This window comes from Streptomyces sp. NPDC002566, from assembly GCF_042889585.1.
In the GTDB taxonomy this organism is placed as follows: domain Bacteria; phylum Actinomycetota; class Actinomycetes; order Streptomycetales; family Streptomycetaceae; genus Streptomyces.
This window is the reverse complement of the sequence record NZ_JBIARD010000003.1, coordinates 857620-877271: the sequence shown is the minus strand read 5'-3', so window position 1 is coordinate 877271 and position 19652 is coordinate 857620. Positions and strand designations below refer to the sequence as shown.

Annotated in this window: 13 protein-coding genes; 6 read left to right on the top strand and 7 right to left on the bottom strand. The window is 72.2% G+C overall.

Going from position 1 to position 19652, the window contains the following annotated elements; genetic code table 11:
- Window positions 1-31: 31 nt before the first annotated feature.
- Window positions 32-1120, bottom strand: coding sequence for a hypothetical protein (locus tag ACFYXA_RS16715; protein ID WP_389033191.1), 1089 nt, complete (start codon window positions 1118-1120; stop codon window positions 32-34).
- A gap of 197 nt (window positions 1121-1317) precedes the next feature.
- Between ACFYXA_RS16715 and ACFYXA_RS16710 the strand changes: the two genes are divergently transcribed.
- From ACFYXA_RS16710 to obgE, 6 genes are all read left to right on the top strand, one after another.
- Window positions 1318-2250, top strand: a complete 933-nt coding sequence (locus ACFYXA_RS16710; RefSeq protein ID WP_389033188.1) for a hypothetical protein — start codon at window positions 1318-1320, stop codon at window positions 2248-2250.
- A 48-nt stretch (window positions 2251-2298) separates the two neighbouring features.
- Window positions 2299-3063 carry a TIGR03936 family radical SAM-associated protein gene (locus tag ACFYXA_RS16705; RefSeq protein ID WP_130436788.1) on the top strand — a complete coding sequence of 255 codons (765 nt, stop codon included), beginning with the start codon at window positions 2299-2301 and terminating at the stop codon, window positions 3061-3063.
- A 274-nt stretch (window positions 3064-3337) separates the two neighbouring features.
- Window positions 3338-7591 (top strand): ribonuclease E/G, encoded by a 4254-nt coding sequence (locus tag ACFYXA_RS16700; RefSeq protein ID WP_389033185.1) that lies wholly within the window; start codon window positions 3338-3340, stop codon window positions 7589-7591.
- 309 nt (window positions 7592-7900) lie between these two features.
- Complete coding sequence (rplU, locus tag ACFYXA_RS16695) at window positions 7901-8221, top strand: 50S ribosomal protein L21 (RefSeq protein ID WP_004931419.1); 321 nt, start codon at window positions 7901-7903, stop codon at window positions 8219-8221.
- A 14-nt stretch (window positions 8222-8235) separates the two neighbouring features.
- Window positions 8236-8490: a 50S ribosomal protein L27 gene (rpmA, locus tag ACFYXA_RS16690; RefSeq protein WP_130436790.1), complete on the top strand. Its 255-nt coding sequence runs from the start codon at window positions 8236-8238 to the stop codon at window positions 8488-8490.
- Window positions 8491-8596: 106 nt separating this feature from the next.
- Window positions 8597-10033: a GTPase ObgE gene (obgE, locus tag ACFYXA_RS16685; RefSeq protein WP_352245112.1), complete on the top strand. Its 1437-nt coding sequence runs from the start codon at window positions 8597-8599 to the stop codon at window positions 10031-10033.
- Between the two features lie 62 nt (window positions 10034-10095).
- On the opposite strand, the gene ACFYXA_RS16680 is transcribed toward obgE, so the two are convergent.
- The 6 genes from ACFYXA_RS16680 to ACFYXA_RS16655 form a co-directional block, all read right to left on the bottom strand.
- Window positions 10096-11565: a DUF6020 family protein gene (locus ACFYXA_RS16680; RefSeq protein WP_389033180.1), complete on the bottom strand. Its 1470-nt coding sequence runs from the start codon at window positions 11563-11565 to the stop codon at window positions 10096-10098.
- A gap of 101 nt (window positions 11566-11666) precedes the next feature.
- Window positions 11667-15242 carry a CDP-glycerol glycerophosphotransferase family protein gene (locus tag ACFYXA_RS16675; RefSeq protein ID WP_352245110.1) on the bottom strand — a complete coding sequence of 1192 codons (3576 nt, stop codon included), beginning with the start codon at window positions 15240-15242 and terminating at the stop codon, window positions 11667-11669.
- 59 nt (window positions 15243-15301) lie between these two features.
- Window positions 15302-17524 carry a bifunctional glycosyltransferase family 2 protein/CDP-glycerol:glycerophosphate glycerophosphotransferase gene (locus ACFYXA_RS16670; protein WP_352245109.1) on the bottom strand — a complete coding sequence of 741 codons (2223 nt, stop codon included), beginning with the start codon at window positions 17522-17524 and terminating at the stop codon, window positions 15302-15304.
- Window positions 17525-17597: 73 nt separating this feature from the next.
- Entirely contained in the window at window positions 17598-18506 is a 909-nt protein-coding gene (locus ACFYXA_RS16665) for a glycosyltransferase (protein WP_242620643.1), read from the bottom strand.
- A complete protein-coding gene (locus tag ACFYXA_RS16660; protein ID WP_351091034.1) occupies window positions 18503-19231 on the bottom strand; it encodes a glycosyltransferase family 2 protein in 729 nt (242 codons plus the stop codon). The genes ACFYXA_RS16665 and ACFYXA_RS16660 overlap by 4 nt, the downstream gene beginning before the upstream one ends.
- Window positions 19228-19623 carry a DUF2304 domain-containing protein gene (locus ACFYXA_RS16655; RefSeq protein WP_351091036.1) on the bottom strand — a complete coding sequence of 132 codons (396 nt, stop codon included), beginning with the start codon at window positions 19621-19623 and terminating at the stop codon, window positions 19228-19230. The genes ACFYXA_RS16660 and ACFYXA_RS16655 overlap by 4 nt, the downstream gene beginning before the upstream one ends.
- Between the last annotated feature and the right edge of the window lie 29 nt (window positions 19624-19652).

The following is a 19652-nucleotide window of genomic DNA, read 5'->3' as shown; positions in this document are numbered from 1 at the left end:
TCGGACGCCCCTCTCGCATGTTGGCGCGGCGTCAGGACGCCGGGGTGGTCCCGCTGTTCAGGGCGCCCTTCCTCGGGCGCAGCGACACTTCCGCCCACACCTGGTCGGTGCAGTCGAGGATGGACGCGTCGCTGTCGTTGATCTCCCTGGTGCAGGTGATCTCGTAGACGCGTCCGGTGGTGGTGAGGACGTCGAAGGCGACGGTGTCGGTCTCCGCGAGCCCCGACACCGCGGCCGCGCAGGGAAGTCCGGCGCCCTTGTTTCCGGCCGGGTAGCCCTCGTTGCCGGTGAGGTCGGTCCACAGCATGGGGCGGTCGCCGTCGCCCGCGATGTCACGGACGCCCGCGTAGTAGCGTCCGCCGGTCAGCACGCCGCGGTACTCGACGCCGGCCTCGGCCCGCAGGGCGTCGATGTCGGAGCACGGGACGCGCGCGCCGCCGGGTGCGGCCGGGCCCGTCTGCCCGTGTCCGTGGCCGTACTCGCCCTTCGGGTCCTTGCACTCCTTGTCACCGCGCCCGCCCCGCGACGCGGCGTCCCCCGGCGTGTGGAAGGCGGGCTTGGCGGGGCCCGGCTTGGTCCGGCCGGGCTTGTGGGAGGCCGCTGTCACGGTGCCGGGCTTGTGCGCGGCGGGCTTGGCCGGGCCCGGCTTGGTCTGGCCGGGCCGGTGGGAGACGGGCTGCGTGCTGCCCGGCTTCAGCGTGGCGGGCTTGGCGGGGCCGGGCTTGGTCTGGTGCGGCTTGTGGCCGGCGGGTCCGGCGGTGCCCGGCTTGTGCGTGGCGGGCTTCGCGGGGCCTGGCTTGGTCTGGTGCGGCTTGTGGCCGGCGGGTGCGGCGGTGCCCGGCTTGGTCTGATGCGGCTTGTGGGGGGACGGCTTGGCCTGGCCGGGCTTCTCGTGGGCCGGCCTCGGCGCCGTCGGCTCGCAGGCGTCGGCCGGGGTGACCGCCGTGGTGACCGTACTGCCGGTCGCGGGGCCCGCCGGGGTCCCCGCCGTCGCGGCGGCCGGGCCGGCCGCGCCCGCCGCCAGCAGCAGCGCGAGGGTGGCGGCCAGGCCCGCCTTTCTGAACCCGGCGCGTGCCGACGGCCCGAGACATGAGGGCGGTGTCCCGAGGACAGGACTCATTGTCGTGCTCCTTGCTCTCCCGGTTCGGGTGATTCCCCTGAACCCGAGTGCGAGCGTGACGGGAACACGGGAGGCAGGGGTGCCTACGGGGGCGGAACGCGCCGACAATCGACGTATCGGGCTAACGCCGTGGGGCCCGGGCGAATCCGGACGGGCGACAGTGCATCCGGACGGGCGGCCATGGCGTCTACCTGGGCATGGACCTCCAGAAGAAGCCCGCGGACCGGCCCGCGCGGCCGGACCCCGAAGGGTGTCTCGTCGTCGCCCTCCGGCTGCCCGTGCGGATCGTCGCGTTCGTACTGGTCGTGCCGGTGCGGATGGCCTGGGACGCGCTCGTCGTGGCCGGCCGCCTGCTGCGCGACGCGGTGCTGCGGCCGTGCGGCCGGGCCCTGCTGTGGCTGGGCGAGGTCCTCGTCGTCCGGCCGCTCGGCTGGCTGTGGCGGTACATCGTCGTCCCCGTCGCCCGGGCCCTCGCCTGGCTCGTCCGCGTGCTGGTGGTCACGCCGCTGGTGTGGCTCTACGCACACGTCGTCGTCCCCGTCGCCCGGGCCCTCGCCTGGCTCGCGCACTGGCTGATCGTGGTCCCGGCCCTCCGGCTCCTCGAGTGGGTCCTCGTCCCCGTCGGGCGGGCGATCGGCTGGGTCCTGTACTGGACCGGGCGGATCCTCTTCGTGCTGCCCGCGCTCTTCCTTCACCGCTGGGTCCTCGTACCCGTGGGCCGCGTCCTCCTCGCCGTCGGCCGGGAGATCCGGGACGCCCTCGGCCACGCCTGGCGGGTCGCGGGCTACATGTCGCTCGCCGTGGGACGGTTCCTCGGCGTCCTCCTGCGGTGGACCGTCGTGGAGCCCGCGCGCTGGGTGTACCGCACGGTGCTGACGCCCGTCGGGCACGTCGTCCGCGACGCGGTGCTGCGCCCGGCGGCCCAGGCCGCCCGCGCGGTCGGCCGTACGGCACGGCAGGCGCTGAGCGCTGTACGGGAGTCCGCCCGGCAGGCCCGCGCCGACGTCCGCCGGCTGTTCCTCGGGGAACCCGGCGCACCCCGCGAGCGCGAGGCCGTCGGCCGCCGGGAACCTTCGGCCCGCGGGGCACGTACTCTTGGTAGCAGTACGACCGCTCTCACGAAGGACTGAACGACACTGGGCAAGCGACAGCCCGAAGGCCCGCCGCCCGCACCCGCGGTGCAGCGCATCCGACTGCGCTACACCAAGCGCGGCCGCCTCCGGTTCACCAGCCACCGTGACTTCCAGCGCGCCTTCGAGCGCGCGTTGCGCCGTGCCGAGGTGCCGATGGCGTACTCGGCGGGGTTCACGCCGCACCCGAAGGTGTCGTACGCCAATGCCGCACCCACCGGCACGGGCAGTGAGGCGGAGTACCTCGAGATCGCGCTCACCGAGGCGCGAGACCCGCAGAAGCTGCGTGAACTGCTCGACGAGTCGATGCCCGACGGGCTGGACATCGTCGAGGCGGTCGAGGCCCGCACCTCCGGCCTCGCCGACCGGCTCACGGCCTCCGTGTGGGAACTGCGCCTGGACGGCGTGGATCCCGCGGACGCCGAGCGCGCGGTGGCCGCGTTCGACACGGCCGACACCGTGGAGGTCCAGCGCCGCACCAAGAACGGCGTCCGCACCTTCGACGCCCGCTCCGCCGTGGTCCGGCTGGAAACGCACCTTCCCCAGGCTGATAGGCCTATCGACCAGCCCTGTGCGATACTGCGGCTGGTTGTTCGGCACGTGACGCCTGCCGTACGACCCGACGACGTCCTGTCCGGTCTCCGCGCCGTGGCCGACCTGGCGCCGCCGGTCCCCGCAGCGGTGACCAGGCTGGCGCAGGGGCTGTTCGATGAAGAGACCGGCGCGGTGACCGACCCGCTCGCGCCCGACCGCGAGGCAGCCGGGGCCAGTTCTACGGCCGATGCGACTGCCGCCGCGAAGGCGCCGGCGTAAGGAAGGTTCCGCACAGGGACGGACGTCGTAGCGCCGCCCTCGTACTCGGGAGCCACCTGGGTCGGGCAGCGCACCGACCAGAAGACTTTCGCCAGGCCGTAGGCAAATCGGCGTACGGAACCGGCGAGACAGGACACAGAGAGCTCCCGTGCGGCGGCCGCGCCCCGGACGGCGGCACCGCGCACAGCGCGAGCCGCGGACGTCAACGGCGACCGATCCCTGATCGGCGCCGGACCAGCGCGGCGCCCGGGAGCCTGACGGGAGACACACCCGCATGCTCGAGCCGACCGAACCCACCCAGGGTTCCGAAGAACAGAACAACACCCCCAGCGACACCCTGCCGCCGCGTCGTCGGCGCCGTGCCGCCTCCCGCCCCGCCGGTCCGCCGGTGGGCGCCTCCGCCGACGCCCCGGCAGAGACCGTCGCGCCGGCCGTCGCGGCCGTCGCGTCCGCCGACCTGGCGGACGACATCGACGAGGAGAAGACCGACGAGACGGTCGAGGCCGCCGGGACCGACGTGACGGAAGAAGCCGCGGAGGCGGCCGAGGCCGCGCCCGCGCGTCCGCGCCGTCGCGCCACCCGCCGCGCCTCCGCGCCCGCCGGTTCGCCGGACGCGGCGCAGACCGTGGTGACCGCCGAGACCATCGCTCCCGCCGAGGCGGCAGCGCCCGTCGCGGAGGCCGCCGCACAGGAGACCGCCGTGACGGAAGACGCCACCCCGCCCCGCCCCCGTCGTCGCGCGACGCGGCGCGTGGCCACTCCCGCCACCGCCCCCGAGGCGACGGAGGCCGTGGCCGCCGCGCCCGCGGGCGGCGCCGACGAGGCGACCGCCGACACCGCCGGGGAGCCCGCCGCCGAGGCCGCGCCCGCCCCCCGCACCCGTCGTCGTGCGACCCGCCGGGCCTCCGCGCCCGCCGGAGCGCCGCAGGAGACGGAGACCGCCGCGCCGGTCGAGGCCCCCCAGGCCGTCGAGACCCCCGAGGCCGTCGAGACCCCGGCTGCCGAAGAGGCCCCCGCCGAGCAGACCCCCGCCGAAGAGGCCGCCCCGCGTCGTACGCGTCGCCGTGCCACGCGCCAGGCGTCCACGCCGGCCGAGGAGCAGACCGCGACCACCGCGACCGTCGAGACCCCTGTGGCCGAGACGCCCGCCGCGCCCGCCGCCGAGGCGCCCGCCCCCCAGGCCGATGAGGACGCCGCTCCCCGCCGGCCGAGGCGCCGGGCGGTCCGCAAGGCCGCCGTCGGCTTCTCCGAGCCCGCGCGTCCGGCCGGCGACGAGGGCGACGGGCCGCGTCGTCCCGCCCGCCCCGCCGTCGCCGTCTTCCAGGCGCCCGTCTTCACCGAGCCCCGCTTCCAGACCCCGGAGCGCGCGGCCGCCGAAGCCGCGGCCGCCGAGGCGGAGCCCGTGGAGGCCGCCCAGCCCGCGCAGACCGCCGGGATCGAGGAGCCCTCGGAGGAGCAGACCGGGGCGCGCCGCCGCCGTCGCCGCCGGGGAGCCGGCCAGGGCGACGAGGCCGCCGAGACCGCGCGTCAGAGCGCCCCGGGCAACCAGGCCGCCCAGGCCGCCCAGGCCGCCGAGACCGTGGAGCCGTCCGCCGAGGACGAGACGGAGTCGGAGGAGCCCGAGCCCGAGTACGCCGACGAGTCGGCCGAGACCGCGGACGGCGCCGAGGGCGCCGACGAGGCGGCCGAGGGCGATGACGACGGCGACGAGGGCGGCTCGCGTCGCCGTCGCCGCCGGGGCGGCCGTCGTCGCCGTCGCGGTGACGCCTCGGACGGCGAGTCCGGGGACGCCGACTCCGACGACCTGGCCGCCGAGCAGGCCGAGCAGGACGCCGAGGACAGCGCCGAGCAGGACGACGAGGACGCCGACGAGGGGGACGAGGCCGCCGGCTCCACCGCGGGCAGCCGCCGTCGCCGCCGCCGTCGCCGTCGCGCCGGGGACAGCTCCCCCGACACCGAGCCGGGCGAGGGCGACCCGGAGCGCACCGTCGTCAAGGTCCGTGAGCCGCGCAAGGCCGGCGAGCCGTCCGACGAGGTGCAGTCCATCAAGGGCTCGACGCGCCTGGAGGCGAAGAAGCAGCGCCGCCGGGAGGGCCGTGAGCAGGGCCGCCGTCGTGTGCCGATCATCACCGAGGCGGAGTTCCTCGCCCGTCGCGAGGCCGTCGAGCGGGTGATGGTCGTCCGCCAGCACGGCGACCGCACGCAGATCGGCGTCCTGGAGGACGGCGTGCTCGTCGAGCACTACGTCAACAAGGAGCAGTCGACCTCGTACGTCGGCAACGTCTACCTGGGCAAGGTCCAGAACGTGCTGCCGTCGATGGAGGCCGCCTTCATCGACATCGGCAAGGGCCGCAACGCCGTCCTGTACGCCGGCGAGGTCAACTTCGAGGCGCTGGGCATGGCCAACGGGCCGCGCCGTATCGAGTCCGCCCTGAAGTCGGGCCAGTCGGTCCTCGTCCAGGTCACCAAGGACCCGATCGGGCACAAGGGCGCCCGCCTCACCAGCCAGGTCTCCCTGCCGGGCCGCTACCTCGTGTACGTGCCCGAGGGCTCGATGACCGGCATCAGCCGCAAGCTGCCCGACACCGAGCGGGCCCGGCTGAAGACCATCCTCAAGAAGATCGTCCCCGAGGACGCGGGCGTCATCGTGCGCACCGCCGCCGAGGGCGCGAGCGAGGAGGAGCTGCGCCGGGACGTCGAGCGGCTCCAGGGGCAGTGGGAGGACATCCAGAAGAAGGCCAAGAACGGCGGCTCCAGTGCGCCCTCGCTGCTCTACGGCGAGCCGGACATGACCGTCCGTGTCGTGCGGGACATCTTCAACGAGGACTTCACCAAGGTCGTCGTCAGCGGTGACGACGCCTGGTCGACGATCCACGGGTACGTCTCGCACGTCGCGCCGGACCTGGCCGAGCGGCTGTCGAAGTGGACCTCCGAGGTCGACGTCTTCGCCACCTACCGGATCGACGAGCAGCTCGCCAAGGCGCTGGACCGCAAGGTGTGGCTGCCCAGCGGCGGTTCGCTGGTGATCGACCGGACCGAGGCGATGGTCGTCGTCGACGTCAACACCGGCAAGTTCACCGGTCAGGGCGGCAACCTCGAGGAGACGGTCACCAGGAACAACCTGGAGGCGGCCGAGGAGATCGTGCGTCAGCTGCGGCTGCGCGACCTCGGCGGCATCATCGTGATCGACTTCATCGACATGGTGCTGGAGTCCAACCGGGACCTCGTCCTGCGGCGCCTCCTGGAGTGCCTGGGCCGGGACCGTACGAAGCACCAGGTCGCCGAGGTGACCTCGCTGGGGCTCGTGCAGATGACCCGCAAGCGGGTCGGGCAGGGGCTGCTGGAGTCGTTCTCCGAGACCTGCGTCCACTGCAACGGGCGCGGTGTCATCGTGCACCTGGACCAGCCGACGGCCTCCGGTGGCGGCGGCAAGCGCAAGAAGCGCGGTCGCGGCGGTGACGGACAGGGTCACGAGCACGAGCACGAGACCGTGACCGCGGACGCCACCGAGGCGGAGGCCCTGCCGGCCGACGCGGAGTCCGAGGCCGAGGTCGCCGCCGAGGTCGCCGAGCCGGTCGCCCTGGAGGCGCCCGACTTCGCGCCCGACGAGGAGCTGTACAGCAGCGTCGCCGAGGCGGAGGCCGCCGCCACGCGCGGCCGCGGCCGGCGTCGGGCGAGCCGCCGGGTGTCCGCTCCGGCGGGCACGCCGAGGGGCAACGCCAGGCGGGCGGCTGCCGCTTCGGAGGCGTCCGGGGAGACCGTGCCCACGGCGCAGGACGTCACCGCAGAGCAGGAGGCCGAGCGTCCGGTGCTGCCGGCCGAGGCCGTCACGGCGCAGGCCGAGCCGATCGCCGCGGAGGACCCGGTCGTCGAGGCGGCCGCCGCCCAGGCCGCGGCCGCCGAAGCGCCGGCGGCCGAGGCCCCTGCCGTCGAGGAGGCCGCGCCGAAGGGCCGTACGCGCCGCCGTGCCACCCGTAAGGCGTCCGCGCCGGCCGGGTCGCCCGCAGGGGCGGAGAGCGCCGTGGTGACGGTCGCCGAGACCGCGCCCGCTCAGGCCCCGGCGGAGCAGCCCGAGCCGGCGGCGCAGGCCGCTGCCGAGGCCGCTGAGGCCCCGGCCGAGCCGGTCGCCGCCGAGAGCGCCGCTCCGGCCCGTCCGAGGCGTCGTGCCGTCCGCAAGGCCACCGCGCCCACCGCGTCCGAGGAGACGGCCGTCGTGGTCGTCCCGTCGGAGGCGGCCGGGACGGAGACCGCGGAGGCGGAGACCGCCGCTGCGGAGGCCGCCGAGCCGGCTGCCGAGACCGCGGCGGCCCCGGCCAAGAAGGCGGCCCGCACGACCGCCAAGAAGGCCACGGCGAAGAAGGCCGCCACCAAGAAGGCGACGGCCACGGCGGAGAAGACGGCCGCCAAGAAGACGGCCGCGAAGAAGACGACGGCCAAGAAGACGGCGGCGAAGTCCACGGCCAAGAAGACGACGGCGGCGGCGCGGCGCACCACGCCCTCGGTGTCGGCCACGACCGACGAGGACTGAGCCGTCGAGGGCCGAGCAGTGAAGGGCTGAACCGAGGGGCCCCCGCCCGGGGGCCCCTCGGCGTTCACCGGCCCCCGCGCGCTCCCGTCCGCCCCCGCGCGCCCCTGCTGTCCGGGGCCGGACTCGGCCGGTTTGACCCCTGACCAGCCGCCCCGTAACCTTGACCGTCGGCGTGTCGTGTGGCGCGCCACATCCCCGTAAACCTCTTCCTCCCGGGTGCCTCGGCGGCCGGGAGAGGTCCGCTCGTGGCGTTCCGCCCGGCGGCTGGACTGCGGGGGTGCCGTTCCCGAGCGAGAGAGTGAGATCCGCGTGTACGCCATCGTGCGCAGCGGTGGTCGCCAGCACAAGGTTGCTGTCGGCGACATCGTTGAGGTTGACAAGATTTCCACCGCCAAGGTTGGCGACACGGTCGAGCTCTCGACCCTGCTCGTTGTCGACGGCGACGCTGTGACCAGCGACCCGTGGGTGCTGGCCGGCATCAAGGTCCAGGCCGAGGTCGTGGACCACCACAAGGGCCAGAAGATCGACATTCTGCGCTACAAGAACAAGACCGGCTACCGCCGTCGTCAGGGCCACCGCCAGCAGTACACGGCGATCAAGGTCACTGAGATCCCCGCGGCTGCGAAGTAAGGGACTGAGGAGAGATGGCACACAAGAAGGGCGCATCGTCCACCCGGAACGGTCGCGACTCGAATGCCCAGCGGCTCGGCGTGAAGCGCTTCGGCGGTCAGGTCGTCAACGCGGGTGAGATCCTGGTCCGCCAGCGTGGCACCCACTTCCACCCCGGCGCCGGCGTCGGCCGTGGCGGCGACGACACGCTGTTCGCGCTGCTGCCGGGCGCGGTGGAGTTCGGCACCCACCGCGGCCGCAAGGTCGTGAACATCGTCCCGGTCGGCTGATCGGACGCTTACGCGAGGCGGACCTCACTTCCCGGTCGGGAAGGCGGGTCCGCCTTTCGCGTGTTACACCACAAACAGACGTACGTTTCTCTGGAGGCACCGAACCATGACCACCTTCGTGGACCGCGTCGAGCTGCACATCGCCGCGGGTAACGGAGGTCACGGCTGTGCCTCCGTCCACCGGGAGAAGTTCAAGCCGCTCGGCGGCCCGGACGGCGGCAACGGCGGGCGCGGCGGTGACGTCGTACTCACCGTCGACCAGTCCGTGACCACGCTGCTCGACTACCACCACTCCCCGCACCGCAAGGCCACCAACGGCAAGCCCGGCGAGGGCGGCAACCGCTCCGGCAAGGACGGCCAGGACCTGGTCCTCCCCGTGCCGGACGGCACCGTCGTCCTCGACAAGGCGGGCAACGTCCTCGCCGACCTCGTCGGCCACGGCACGTCGTACATCGCCGCACAGGGCGGCCGCGGCGGCCTCGGCAACGCCGCTCTCGCCTCCGCCCGGCGCAAGGCCCCCGGCTTCGCGCTGCTCGGCGAGCCGGGCGACCTCCAGGACATCGTCCTGGAGCTGAAGACCGTGGCCGACGTGGCGCTGGTCGGCTACCCGAGCGCCGGCAAGTCCTCGCTGATCTCGGTGCTGTCCGCGGCCAAGCCGAAGATCGCCGACTACCCCTTCACGACGCTGGTGCCCAACCTCGGTGTGGTGACGGCCGGTTCGACCGTCTACACCATCGCCGACGTGCCCGGTCTGATCCCGGGCGCGAGCCAGGGCAGGGGGCTCGGTCTGGAGTTCCTGCGCCATGTCGAGCGGTGCAGCGTCCTCGTGCACGTCCTGGACACCGCCACGCTGGAGTCCGACCGCGACCCCGCCTCCGACCTCGACGTCATCGAGGAGGAGCTGCGCCAGTACGGCGGGCTCGGCGACCGTCCCCGCATCGTCGTCCTGAACAAGATCGACGTGCCGGACGGCAAGGACCTCGCGGAGATGGTGCGCCCGGACCTGGAGGCGCGCGGCTACCGCGTCTTCGAGGTGTCCGCGGTGGCGCACACGGGGCTCAAGGAGCTGTCCTTCGCCCTCGCCGACCTGGTGGGGCAGGCGCGGGCCGCCAAGCCGCAGGAGGAGGCGACGCGCATCGTCATCCGGCCCAAGGCGGTCGACGACGCCGGCTTCACCGTCTCGCGGGAGGAGGACGGCCTGTACCGCGTCCGCGGCGAGAAGCCCGAACGCTGGGTGCGCCAGACCGACTTCAACAACGACGAGGCCGTCGGCTACCTCGCCGACCGGCTCAACCGCCTCGGTGTGGAGGAGGAGTTGATGAAGGCCGGCGCCCGCGCCGGGGACGGCGTGGCCATCGGGCCCGAGGAGAACGCGGTCGTCTTCGACTGGGAGCCGTCCATGACGACCGGCGCGGAGATGCTCGGCCGGCGCGGTGAGGACCACCGCTTCGAGGCCCCCCGCCCGGCCGCCCAGCGCCGCCGCGACCGCCAGGCCGAACGGGACGAGGCGGACCGGGAGTTCGACGAGTTCGACGCCTTCTGAGCGAACGCGCGAAGGGTCCGCCCGCACCCCCCTCGGGGAGTGCGGGCGGACCCTTCGTCGTGTCAGGCGACCGGCGTCGGCTGGGTGTCCCGGTCGTCGGCGGAGGACGCGTCCTCGTCCTCGGCCCTGCGGGACGGGCCGGAGGTCCCGGCGTCGGTGTCGGTCCGCTTGCCGAAGCGCGGCTTCGCGGCGAGCAGCGGCAGCGTCAGGATGCCCAGGAACATCGGCGCGAACATGTAGCGGGCCAGCGGCGCCGGGTTGGCCGCCACCACCGTCAGCTGCAGCGCCAGCGTCACCGACATCAGGCCCACCGGCGCCCAGGAGCGGTGCCGGCGCGAGAACGTCAGGAGCACCGCGTACGCCACGTAGCACCAGGTGCCGCCGCGGAAGAGAAGCCACTGCAGCTGCGGCGTCTTGCTGGCCTTCCAGACGAAGAACGCCACGTCGTGCAGCTGGTCGTTGAGCGGGCGGATCTTCAGGACCGGCCGATAGGGGCTGTCCTTGATCTCGTCGTTCCAGTCCGCCCAGCCGAACAGGTTCTTCGGCACGGACGGCGGGCTGATCAGGGTGTGGCCCATCATGTCGACCGGGCCGGGGAACGGCGACCAGGCGATGTGCGAGCGGCACAGCCGCGCCGCGATCATCTGGTCCGGCGTCCGCTTCAGCACCCGCATCCACAGGTCCAGCAGCTGGCTGTTGAGCTCGTCGGCCTTCTTGCGGTTCATCGGCGGCCGCATCGCCCAGTCGGCGTTGTAGCAGTTGGCCGCCTTCCCGCCCCAGTGCGACAGCGGGGCCACCTTCGACATCAGCTCGGTGTCGGCCTTGCTGAAGGTCTTGGGGGCCTTGCCGTAGACCACCGCGATGTCCGCGTAGTTCATCGCGTAGACCTGGTCCTTCGTCGGCGTGATGACGCCGATCGCCGGATAGATCACGGTCTGCAGCAGACCGGCGGTGAGCGCCGGGATCACGGTGGCGACCAGCACAGCCTTGCGCATCCTCGGCAGCACCAGCAGCAGCACCGGCGCGGCGATGACCGCGACGAGCAGGCCGTTGTTGCGGAACAGGCCCATGCACAGGAAGCCGGCGAACAGCACCGCGATCTCGTTGCGGAACGCCTTGTCCCGCGCGGAGTCCACCCCGCGCATCCGGCGCACCACGAGCCGCCCGGCCGCGCCGAACGCCAGGACGGAACCGATGACGAACGGCACGTCCTTCCAGACGAAGATGACGAAGGAGCCGATGGACGGAACCGCCGCGCAGGCCACGGTGGCCGCCGCGCTCCACTTGCCCGGCACTCCGAACTTACGCAGCGTCACCGCCACGTAGGCCAGGGCCGACGCCATGGCGACGCTCTGAGCGAACGTCAGCAGCGCCAGATCACCGGTGGTGTTGAGGGACAGCCACACCAGCGCGTCGTAGGCCACCGAGTGGTTCGACATCCAGTGGCCGGTGGTGACGTGCCACACGTACGCGATGGAGTCGTAGCTCATCCCGCCCGGGTAGAAGGCCGCCCACCAGATCAGGAAGATCACCTGAGTGGTGCCGTAGACGGCCAGAGGCAGCCGTCGTGCGGGCGGAATGCGCTCCAGACGCTTTCTCAGACGCTCTCGGTCAAGGGGGATCCTCGTTGCTTTCAACGCTGCTCCGCGGGCTCAAGAGGGGGTCGGTCGGGGTGCGCGAGCTCCAGCATCCGGGTGATCACCCGCTCGGCGGCATGCCCGTCGTCGAGGTCGCAGAACACCTCCTTGAACTCGCGGTAGGCGTCCGCGTACGAGGCGCTGATGCCCTCGATCCCGGCCAGCGCGTCGATGAGTTCGTCGGAGCTCTGCAGGAGCGGGCCTGGAGCCCGCTTCTCGAAGTCGAAGTAGAAGCCACGCAGCTGGTCGCGGTAGTACTCCAGGTCGTAGGTGAAGAACAGCATCGGACGGCCCGTGTTCGCGAAGTCGAACATGAGCGACGAGTAGTCGGTGACCAGGACGTCCGTGATCAGGAACAGCTCGGCGATGTCCGGGTAGCTGGACACGTCGAAGACGAAGCCGTCACCGGCGCCGGGCACCGCGTCGACGATGTTGGAGTGCTTGCGTATGAGGAGGACGTGGTCGTCGCCGAGGCGCTCGCGCGCCTTCTGCACGTCGAGCCGCAGATCGAACTTGTAGTTGCCCGCCTGGTAGAACTGGTCGTCCCGCCAGGTCGGCGCGTACAGCACGACCTTCTTGCCCTCGGGCAGGCCTATTCGCTCGCGTACGGCGCGGGCCACGTCCTGCGTCTTGTCGGACAGCAGCAGGTCGTTGCGCGGGTAGCCGGACTCGAGGATCTCGCCGTCGTACTGGAACGCCCGCTTCATGATCGGGGTCGAGAAGCGGTTGGGTGAGACGAGGAAGCTCCAGCTCGGCGTCTCCTCCGCGACCTTCGAGAGGTACTTGCGGTCGGCGAACTGGACGCTGTCGATGTCGTGGCCGATCCGCTTGAGCGGGGTGCCGTGCCAGGTCTGCACGATGACCTGGCCCTCACGGCGCCGGATCCAGTGCGGCAGGTGGGTGTTGGTGACGATGTACCTGCTGCGGCCGAGCGCCTCGTACCAGTCGCGGCTCCACCGGCGTATGACCTTGACGCCCTTGGGGATCTCGGCGCGGCGGTCCTCGACCACCCAGATGTGCTCCAGGTCGGAGCCCTGGCGCACCAGCTCCTCGTAGACGGCGCGCGGCGAGTCGGAGAACTGGCGGCCGGAGAAGGAGGCGTACAGGACCGTGTCGCGCAGCGGGGCGGTGCGGGCCTGCGCGTACACGCCGGTGCGCATCTGGCGCTGGCGGAACCAGCCGAACTCCTCGGGGCCCAGGTCGGGGGCCGCCTCGATCAGCAGCCGGTCGAAGAAGCGGTGGGTGAGGGTGTAGTCGCGGCCGCGGACGGCGAAGCGCACGGGCAGGCCGGTGCGCGCGGACGGCACGACGCGGACCGGCACCTCGACGCGGCTGCGGGTGGTGCGGGCGAACAGGTACCAGCGGCCCTGGCGCAGCGGCACCTCGCTGATGCTGGTGGGCACCGGCAGGAAGTCGGCGCGGAACGTGCCGTCGGCGACGGTGGCGGGGTGGGCGTGCTCCTCGGCGTGCCGGCTGTGCCGCAGCACGATCTCGACGGGCTCGTCCACGGTCACGGGCAGGGTGCCGGTGAGGACGACGCGGCCCTCGGGGGTGACGGACAGCTCGCCGACCATGGGCTGGACGGGCTGGGTGCGCAGCGCGAGCCGGCCCACGCCGTCGTCGGTGACGGCCGTGACGCGGCCGCCCCACTCGGCGACCCGTCCGCCGGGCAGCGGGTGCTGGGGGGCGCGGTCGTCGCGGTCGGTGTCGACGGCCACGGAGTGCCCGCGCTTGGCGCCGCCGACGAGCAGTTCGGCCGTCCACTTGTCGACGACCTCGAGGTTCCCGGAGTCGCGGCCCTCGACGTCGAGGTCGGCGAGCGGCACCCGCAGGGAGAAGCCCTGCCCGGGGGTGCGCTCCACCGGGTACTCCAGCTTCGCCTCGGTCGAGCCGTGCTTGAAGCGCAGGGTGAGGGGCGCGTCGCCGGTGGCGGCCTCGTGGCCGAGGACGCCGGTCAGCTCCAGCACGCCGTCCTCGACGCGGTGGCCGGTGAGCTTGGCGCGGACCCGCTCGACCCGCAGGTAGAGGTGGTCGTCGTTGATGAACGGGACGACCCGTACGTCGTCGTCGACCCAGAACGGGGCGGGGCTCTCGGCGCTGCCGCTCTCGCCGCCCTTGAGCCGGGTGTGGCGGACGATGCCCTGCTGGACGGTGGCGACGGTGACCCGCCACACGGCGTCCCGCCAGCCGCCGCGGGCCTTGAGCTTCGCCGGGTCCAGGTCGAGGGAGAAGCCCGACCAGTCGTAGTTGTGCAGCGACTGACCGGAGGTCTGGGTGGCGCGAGAGGCCTGGGTGCGGGTGGGGCGGACCAGGACGGTGCGCCGGCTGCCGGTCTCGCGCAGCATCAGCACGCGCAGGGTGGTCGGCTGCGGCCGCTCGGCGGCCAGGTTGCGGATGTAGGAGTGGCCGCCGATGTGCAGCCGGCCGTCGCGCCAGACGATCTCCTCGGCGCGGGCCCGGGCGGCGAAGTCGGAGTCGACGCGCAGCACGGAGCGGGGCACGGCGCGCTTCTTGTCGATCACCGGGTAGTCGGCGAGGTAGCGCAGGCCCTGCCGGACCACCGGGACGGCCCGGCCGGCCTCGCGTTCGAAGGCGAGCAGTTCCATGAGCTCGTCGAGCCGGCCCTCGCGGATGAGGTGGCACTTCAGGCGCATCGAGACGGGCAGCCGGGGCATGACGCGGGGGTCGACGCGGCTGAGGAAGTCGGCGGCGCCGGACATGAACAGGTCGCGGAACTCGTCCCCGGCCTGGTCCAGGACGCCCATGAACAGCGGCAGCTCGTCGGTGATGAAGATCTCGTCGTACCAGCGCTTGTGCTGGACGTACGCCTCGCCCGGCTGGGAGGCGAGGAACCGGCTCACGGAGTCGCAGGAGCGGATGCGGTCGCGGACGTTGACCGGCTCGGTGCGGCGCTGGGTGATGGAGGGTGCGCCGCCGGTGCGCTGGCGCCACAGGTAGATCGGCTCGCTGAGCACGTCGACCGCGGAGGCCAGGAAGTGGGCGGGCAGGGTGACCGGCGCGTCCTCGTAGAGGATGCCGGGGAACCGGAAGGCGTGCTTGTCCCAGAACGACCGGCGGAAGACCTTGTTCCAGGCGGTGCGGTCGTAGACGAGGTCCTTGTCGCGGCTGATGTGGGTGCGGGAGCGGTCGGTGCGCAGCCGCTTGGCGTGCAGCGGGGAGGCGAGGATCTCGCCGGCCTTGAGCAGGTTGACGTTGCCGCTGACGAAGTCCGAGCCGGACGCCTCCAGGCTGGCGATGCACCGCTCGTAGGCGTCGGGCAGGACGATGTCGTCGCTGTCGACGAAGGCGAGGAACTCGGTGCCCTCGGTGAGGTGGGCGACACCGGTGTTGCGGGCCGGCCCGAGTCCCTGGTTCTCCTGTGCGACGACCCGGAACCGGGCGTCTCTCTGCGCCCACCTTTCGGCGATCGCCAGGCTGCCGTCCTTGGAGCCGTCGTCCACGACGATCGCCTCCCAGTCGGTGAACGTCTGGTCCGCGAGCGACTGCAGGCACTCGTCGAGGAACAGTTCCACGTTGTAGGAGGGAACGACTAGTGACAGACGGGGAGGCATCTGGGGTACTGCGCCTTTCTACAGGTGTTCGTCAACCGGACTTGCCGGACACGGTAGCTCTAGCCCCGCGCCGGACGGCTCGGACGCTCCGGGGAGATCACCGCAGGGGGGTCGACCTCGTCGTCCAGGAAGACCCTGCGTACCACACGTTCGGCGGCACGGCCGTCGTCGAACTCACCCAGGCGCCTGCGGAACTCCGTGCGCGCCTTGGCGGAGGTGTCGTCGCACCAGCGCCCCGAGAGGAAGACGTCCACGAGGTCGGTCTCGGTTGCCGCCACATGGCCGGGAGATTGGGCGTGGATGTCGAAGTACGTGCCGCGGGTGGCCCGGTAGGTCTCCCAGTCGTTCGCGAAGAGCACGATCGGCCGGTCGAGGAGCGCGTAGTCGAACATCAGCGACGAGTAGTCGGTGAGCAGGCAGTCGGCGGCGAGGTACAGCTGCTCCACCGAGGGGTGGGCGCTGACGTCGACGACGGTGGATCCCTCGGCGGAGCCGGGGCCGGAGCCGAGGTTGAAGTAGTGGGCGCGCACCAGCACGGTGAAGCCCTCGCCGAGCTGCTGAGCGAAGTGCTCCACGTCGAGCAGCGGGCGGGGTACGGCCATGTAGTCGCGGTGCGTCGGCGCGTACAGGACGACCTTGGCGTCGGGGGCGATGCCGAGTTCGGCGCGGGCCCGCGCCCGGTCCTCGTCGCGGGCGTTCACCAGCACGTCGTTGCGCGGGTAGCCGTAGTCGAGGGAGGTGTAGGTGGAGGGGTAGGCCCGGTCCCAGACGGCGGTGGTGAAGCGGTTGCTGGAGACGCTGTAGTCCCAGCGGTCGACCCGCTGCATCAGCGTGTCCATCTCCAGGTCCTTCTGGCCGAGCGGGAAGTCGACCAGGTCGACGCCCATCCGCTTGAGCGGCGTGCCGTGGTGGGTCTGCACGAAGACCTGGCCCGGCCGCTTGACCACGAGGGTGGGGAAGTTCACGTTGTTCACGAAGTACTTGCTGCGGGCCATCGCGCGCCAGAACTGGAACGAGCCGGGGTGCACGACGGCCGTGCCGGGCGGCGGGGCGTTGCGCGCGCCGGGCTTGAGCACCCAGGTGCTCTTCACCTTGGGGGCGAGTTCGCGCAACTTCTGGTGGACGGCCGCCGGGTTGCAGGCATAGTCGGCGTTCCAGTAGGCGGCGAAGACCGCGGTGTCCTTCTGCACCGGCAGCATCCGCTGGGCCCGGTAATAGGTCATCAGGACGGCGTGGCGGACCGGCTTCTTCAGCTTGCGGGCGGCGCGGTAGGCGCGGCGGGCGGCGGGGCGCAGCCGGCGCGGGAGCCGGTCGGCGGGGCGGCGCCGGCGTGCGGCTTCCTTGGCGCCGCTGTTCTCGGGCTCGCGGTAGCCGGCCGGGCGGTGGGCCCGCTCGGCTTCGAGGCGGCGGGCGCGGAACTCGGCGCGGGCCCCGGCGGGCAGCCGGCCCGGCATCCGCTCGATGACTCCGAGGTGGAAGGTCATGCGTTCGAACAGCGCGGGCCGCCAGCGCTCGAACTCGGGGTGCGCGGCGAGGAAGGCGAAGACCAGGTCGTACTGGTCGAAGACCTCGAAGTGCTTGCGGCTCGCGGAGGACAGGATGCTGCCCTGGCGGCGCTGGCGGTAGTGGACGCAGATCCGGTCGAGGACGGCGATGGTCTCGGCGGCGACCAGCACCGGGTAGGTCCAGGGGGTGTCCTCGTAGTAACCCGTGGGGTACTCGAAGCCCCAGCGCTCGACGAAGTCACGGCGGTAGGCCTTGTTCCAGGCGACCTGGAGCAGCTCGAGCAGTTCGGGGTTGCCGTCGAGGCCCACGGCCTCGCGGGGGCTCGCGGTGAGCACCGAGCGCTTGGCGTTGGGGCTGACCCGGCCGTCCCAGTAGGTGCGGGCGTAGTCGAAGACCAGCAGCTCGGGGTCGCCGGTCTCCTCGAGCCGGCGGGAGACGGCGAGCAGCGAGCCGGGGAGCATCGTGTCGTCGCTGTCGAGGAAGAGGAGGTACTCGCCGCGGGCGCGCTCCATGCCCGCGTTCCGCGCCCGGCCCAGGCCCACGTTCTGTTCGAGCTGCACCGCCACGACACGGGGGTCGGTGTCCGCGTACTCGGCCATGATCTCGCCGCATGCGTCGGGCGAGGCGTCGTTGACCGCGATGATCTCGAAGTCCCGGAACGACTGGCTCAGTACGGAGTCGAGGCAGTCACGCAGATAGGCCTCGACTCCGTACGCCGGCACGATGATGCTGAACCGGGGAGTGGGGGACGGCTCTGCGGCTTGCGTGGGAGTCATCAGGGCTTGGACTTTCGGAAGGGTTCGGCGGTTTGCGGTCCGCGGGGCGGGAACCCCCGTCCCGCGCGTGACGTCACTCGGATCTGGTCAGTGCGTATCCGAGCAGGCGGCGCACGGCGTCCGAACGGCGGTGACGCAGGGCTCCGGGGAGCATGGTCAGCGCGTGCAGCCGCATGGACAGGTGCCGCCGGGCGGCGCGGGCGGCCTTGGGCCAGCCGTGCCGGTCGAGGTCGTCGGCGACCTCGTTGAAGAACCGTACAGCCTCGCCGAAGCGGGCTCCGGTCACCGCCTCGGCCGAGGAGAGGCTGCCGGAGTGACGTCGGTAACGGAAGGCGAGCGCCGGGTCGACGACCAGCTTCTCGCCGCGCTTGATCAACTCGATGATCATCGCGAGGTCCTGGATGACCGAGAGGTCCTCGCGGAAGCCGACCGGCTTGACGGCGTCGGCGCGCCAGCAGATCGACGGGAAGTACAGCCAGTTCCCGCCCAGGAGGTTCGCGGCGAGCGGCTCGCCGGAGAGCACCAGCCGGGCGCCGTCGGGGTTCTTCGGCGCGTACAGCCGCCGTTTGACCTCGTCGCCCAGCGAGGTGGAGGGGTTGCCGTTCTCGTCTATGACCTCGACGCCCGGCTGGTAGATCGCCGCGTCCGGTTCGGCCGCGACGGCCGCGCGGATCGTCTCGACGTAGGTCGGCAGCAGCAGGTCGTCGCTGCCGAGCATGGTGAAGTGCGTCGACTCGACCAGGTCGACGCACTTGCGGAAGTTGCCCGTGATGCCGAGATTGCGCTCGTTGCGCATGTAGCGGACCCGGCTGTCGCCGAGTGAGGCGAACCACTCGGGCACGCCCTCCTCGCGGCCGTCGTCGACGACGGTGAGCCGCCAGTCCTTGTCGGTCTGGTCGAGCACGCTGCGCACGGCCGCCTGCATCAGGGCGGTGTCGCCGTAGTGCGGCAGCATGATGTCGAGGGTCTGCACCTGGCTCACTTGCCCTTCTTGCCGAGCGAGGAGCGGCGGCTGAACGCGAGGAGCAGGATCATGCCGATGCGGCCGAGGTAGAGGGTGGCCTTCCACGGCGACTGGCTCGGGGTGCCGGTCACCCGCGGGCGCATCGCGACGGGCACCTGCTCGACGCGGTAGCCGGCGCGCAGGACGGCGATCGTGGACTCCACAGTGTCGCCGAGGTACTCCACCGGGTACCAGCGGGCGAACGCGTCGATCAGGTCGCGGTTGCAGGCGCGGAAGCCGGAGGTGACGTCGGTGAGCTTGGTGCGCGCCATGCGCGACAGCCAGAAGGCGAGCACGAGCATCGCCCAGCGGCGCGGGCCGCGGGCCTCGTATTCGCCGGTGCCGGCGAACCGGGCGCCCATGACCAGGTCGGCGCCGGTCTCCAGGCGATCCAGCAGTTCGGGCACGTTGCGCGGGTCGTGCTGGCCGTCGGCGTCGACCTGGATGGCGATGTCGTAGCCGCGGTCGTGCGCGAACTTGTAGCCGGCGCGCATCGCGCCGCCCACGCCGAGGTTGTAGGGGAGCTTCATCACCGTGGCGCCGGCCGCCTTGGCGACGACGGCCGTGTTGTCGGTGGACCCGTCGTCGACGACGAGGACGTCCACTCCCGGCAGCGTGGTGTAGGTCTCCTTGATGACGTCGGCGACGCCCTCGGCCTCGTTCCACGCCGGCATGATGATCAGTACGCGCTTGCCGTCGATCACTTCAGATTCCCCCGTTCGGCAGATGCGGCCGGGGTCTCCTGTGCGGCGAGCCGGGACCGCAGCTCCGTGACGTCGATGCGGAGCAGGGCCACTTCCTCGGAGAGCGTGCGGCCCTCCTCCTCCAGGTGACCCACCTCCCAGCTGAGCTGGAGGCACACGATGAAGAGGAACGCCACGCTCAGGAACAGGATGAGGCTGACGCCCGAGGCGACTCCGACCATGCGGGCCACCGAGTCCAGACCGGTGGGGAAGAAGCCGAGCGGGATGATCACCAGCCCGGTGATCACCCACAGGAACGCGTACTTCTCCTTGAGCTTCCGCCGGCGCAGCAGCTCGACGATGCACAGGACGAGAAGGACTCCGGTGACCGAGGTCAGCATCCACAACTTCATGCCGCACTCCGGTGTATCGGACGACTCAT